Below are 3,486 nucleotides of genomic sequence, written 5' to 3' on the forward strand. Positions count from 1 at the left end.
GACGACGGCAGGGTCTCTCAGCAGCCCGCGATGCGGGTGCCAAGGTCTCCTCCACCCTCACGGGCCGGCGGGCCGGAGCACGATCTCGTGCTCGTAATGACGACGTCGCCGCATTCGGGAGTACTCCCCTTGCCTGCGCGACGATACCGGCTGTACCTGTGCACCGCCTCGGAGACGCTCCGCAGAGACGACGATCGGCCCCGGCGCAGAGCGCACAGGGCCGATCGTCGTACTCGAAGGTCTGTTACTTGGCTGCAGCCTCGGCCGGCTCGGGAGCCTTCTCGGCGACAGGCTTCTTCGCGGCAGGCTTCTTCACCGCGGGCTTCTTCGCAGCCGGCTTCTTCGCAGCGGGCTTCTCCGATGCCTCGGCCGATGCCGCCGGGGCAGCGTCCGCCACGGGAGCGGCGGGAGCGGCCGGACGCGGGCGGGCGGCGAACTCCTCGAAGACGTAACGCGGGTTCTGCACGGTCTCGAGGTTCACCAGGTCGCGGCCGAGCCACAGGTTGTTCCACCAGCCCGAGATGACACGGAACTTGCGCTCCCACGTCGGCATCGCGAGACCGTGGTAGCCGCGGTGCGCGACCCAGGCCACGAAGCCCTTGAGAGCGATCTTGCCGGACTGGAAGACACCGTTGTACAAGCCGAGCCCTGCGACAGCGCCCAGGTTCTTGTGGAGGTACTCCTTGGGGTTCTCCCCACGCAGCACGGCGACGAGGTTCTTCGCGAGCAGCTTCGCCTGGCGAACCGCGTGCTGGGCGTTCGGCACGCAGAAGCCGCCGACGCCACCGCCCGAGAGGTCGGGGACAGCGGACACGTCTCCGGCTGCCCACGCGCCCTCGACGAAGGCCTCGGGGGTTCCGACGCGCAGGTCGGCGCGGGTCTGGATGCGACCGCGCTCCTCGACGGGCAGGTCGCCGCCGCGCACGACGGTCGGGTTGGCCATGACACCTGCGGTCCACACGATGACGTCGGTCGGGATCACCTCGCCGGTGGAGAGCTCGACGTTGCCGTCGACCGCGCTCGTCAGCTGCGTGTCGAGGTGCACGTTGGCGCCGCGCTTGGCGAGGTCCTTGAGCACCCACTCGCTGGTCTGCAGCGAGACCTCGGGCATGATGCGGCCCATCGCCTCGATGAGGTGGAAGTGGGTGTCTTCGAAGCTGATCTGCGGGTACTTGCCCACCAGCGCGGACGTCAGGGAACGCAGCTCGGCGAACACCTCGATACCCGCGAAGCCACCACCGACGACGACGACGGTCAGCAGACGGTCGCGCTCGGGACCGGCGGGAAGCGAGGCGGCCTTGTCGAAGCTCGACATGACCTTGTCGCGGATCGCGACGGCCTCTTCGATCGTCTTCAGTCCGATCGCGTTGTCGGCGATCCCGGGGATCGGGAAGGTGCGCGAGACGGCACCGGCCGTGACGACGATCTGGTCGTACGCGAACTCGTACGGCTCGCCGACGGGCGGCGTGATCGTCGCGACCTTCTGTGCGTGGTTGATGTTCGTCACCTTGGCGGTGAGGACGTTGGTGCGCTTGAGGTGACGGCGGTGCGCGACCAGCGAGTGCCTGGCCTCGATCGAGCCGGCGGCGACCTCGGGGAGGAACGGCTGGTACGTCATGTACGGCAGCGGGTCGACCATGGTGACGTGGGCCTCACCCTTGCGCAGGTGCTTCTCGAGCTTCCACGCGGTGTAGAAACCCGCGTACCCTCCGCCGACGATCAGGATCTTGGGCACAGTGCTGTTCTGAGGCACAGAAGAACTACTCCTCGGAGTCGGGGGTGCGGCGTACGGAAATGCGCGCCGATCGGATGCGCCGGGCAGCTGCGGTGACGCCAAGCGCTACCAGGATACCAGGGACCGTGAGCGCAATGAGCGGCAGGGTACCGTAGCGCAATGAATCCGCGCTGGGAAGCAACGGTGAACCGGCTTCGGTGGGCGCATCGGGCGCGGGGAGAGGCGGGACGGCGACGGGTGTCACCGTCGGAACCGGCTGCGGCTCCGTCTCCGCGCGACGGAACACGCGGATCCACTCGGCGAGGTCTCCCATGGGGTTCTCGCTCACCGCAGGGAGGTTCGCGGAAATCGCCGCTGCGGCATCCACCAGCCCGTATCCGTAGAGGGGATCCTGGGGTTTGACCGCATCAGGGACGGGGATCGCGGTCTTGATGATGCGGTTGATGACGTCGATCGCCTTGATGTCGGGGTGCGCCGAGCGGATCAGCGCTGCGACTCCCGCGACGATGGGCGCCGCACCACTGGTTCCGCGCCACGGCACGACCGTGCCGTCTGCGGAGACGCCGATGAGCCCCTCGCTGGGCGCGGAGATCCCGATCGTGATGCCCTGGGTCGACGCCTCGATGCTCGCCATGCCGGTCTGGTCGACGCCACCGACCGTGAGCACACCGGGAATGGTCGCCGGGGCGCCGATGATGTTCGTCCCACTCCCCCTATTGCCGGCGGCGACCACGACCACCACGTCATGCTCGAAGGCATACAGGAACGCGTCGTCCCAGCTCTTGTCCCAATCGAGCGTGTTCGTCGTGAACGAGAGGTTGATGATGTCGGCACCGTTGTCGACGGCCCAGCGCATGCCCTTCGCCACCTGCTCCGTGAACGGAACGGCGGCGGCCGCGCTGAACCCCACCGAGATCGAGAGCAGGTTGGCCTCCGGCGCCACACCGATCATGCCGGTGCCGTCGGGCGCACCGCGACCGGCAGCCAGCGAAGCCACCCAGGAACCGTGATTGCCGTCGACGGCGCCCAGGGGCGTGCGCCCGTCCGGAGTGCCTGACCCCGAGACATCGGTGCCACCCACCACAGCGTCGCCGAAGACCGAGGGCACCTTGCCGATGCCGGTGTCGATCACCGCGATGGTGACGCCCTTGCCACGAGTGGTCTGCCAGGCCTCACGGATCCGCGCCCCGTCGAGCCAGTACTCCGAAGCCCGCACCGGGTCGGCAGGGTCGTCGGGGATCGGGGCCGGAGTCGGTGCGACGCCGAGGAGCAGCACCGTCGCCGCCACCACCACGATGGCGGCAGCGCTGCGCAGCGTCCGGCGTGCGGTCATACCGCGGAAGCCGCCTCATCGCGCAGGGCGGCGCCAGGGTCTTCACAACGGCAGACCGAAGGCGACCAGGAGGATCGAGCGAGTGCGGCGTCGCCGATCGGGTTGACTCCCGGGCCTGCGGCCAGGGCATGCCCGGCCAGAGCATGCAGGCATTTGACGCGCGTGGGCATTCCCCCGGCGGAGATGCCGTCGATCTCGGAGACCTCGCCGAACTGCCTCCGGTCAGCGAGGTAGGCCTCGTGGGCTGCGAGATACGCCGACGCCACTGCCTCGTCGTCGACGAGAAGGGCTTCCCGACGCAGCTTCATCCAGCGCAACGCCAAGGATGTCCGCTTCCTCGACATCTGATGCCCGCGGGCTCAGACCAGATGTGTGACAGAGAGATTGATTCATGACTGACGAAGAACGCACCGAACCG

General features: G+C 68.3%; 2 protein-coding genes and 1 pseudogene. All 3 read right to left on the reverse strand.

Going from position 1 to position 3,486, the window contains the following annotated elements; genetic code table 11:
• Nucleotides 1-244: 244 nt before the first annotated feature.
• Nucleotides 245-1,735, reverse strand: a complete 1,491-nt coding sequence (locus KZA10_RS09955) for an FAD-dependent oxidoreductase (RefSeq protein WP_218682786.1) — start codon at nucleotides 1,733-1,735, stop codon at nucleotides 245-247.
• A gap of 25 nt (nucleotides 1,736-1,760) precedes the next feature.
• A complete protein-coding gene (locus KZA10_RS09960; RefSeq protein ID WP_218682785.1) occupies nucleotides 1,761-3,068 on the reverse strand; it encodes a S8 family serine peptidase in 1,308 nt (435 codons plus the stop codon).
• Nucleotides 3,065-3,352 (reverse strand): annotated as a pseudogene (locus tag KZA10_RS09965) (DUF501 domain-containing protein); the annotation flags it as partial. The gene KZA10_RS09960 and the pseudogene KZA10_RS09965, both read right to left, overlap by 4 nt.
• Between the last annotated feature and the right edge of the window lie 134 nt (nucleotides 3,353-3,486).

This window comes from Microbacterium sp. BF1 (assembly GCF_019279095.1).
In the GTDB taxonomy this organism is placed as follows: Bacteria; Actinomycetota; Actinomycetes; order Actinomycetales; family Microbacteriaceae; genus Microbacterium; species Microbacterium maritypicum.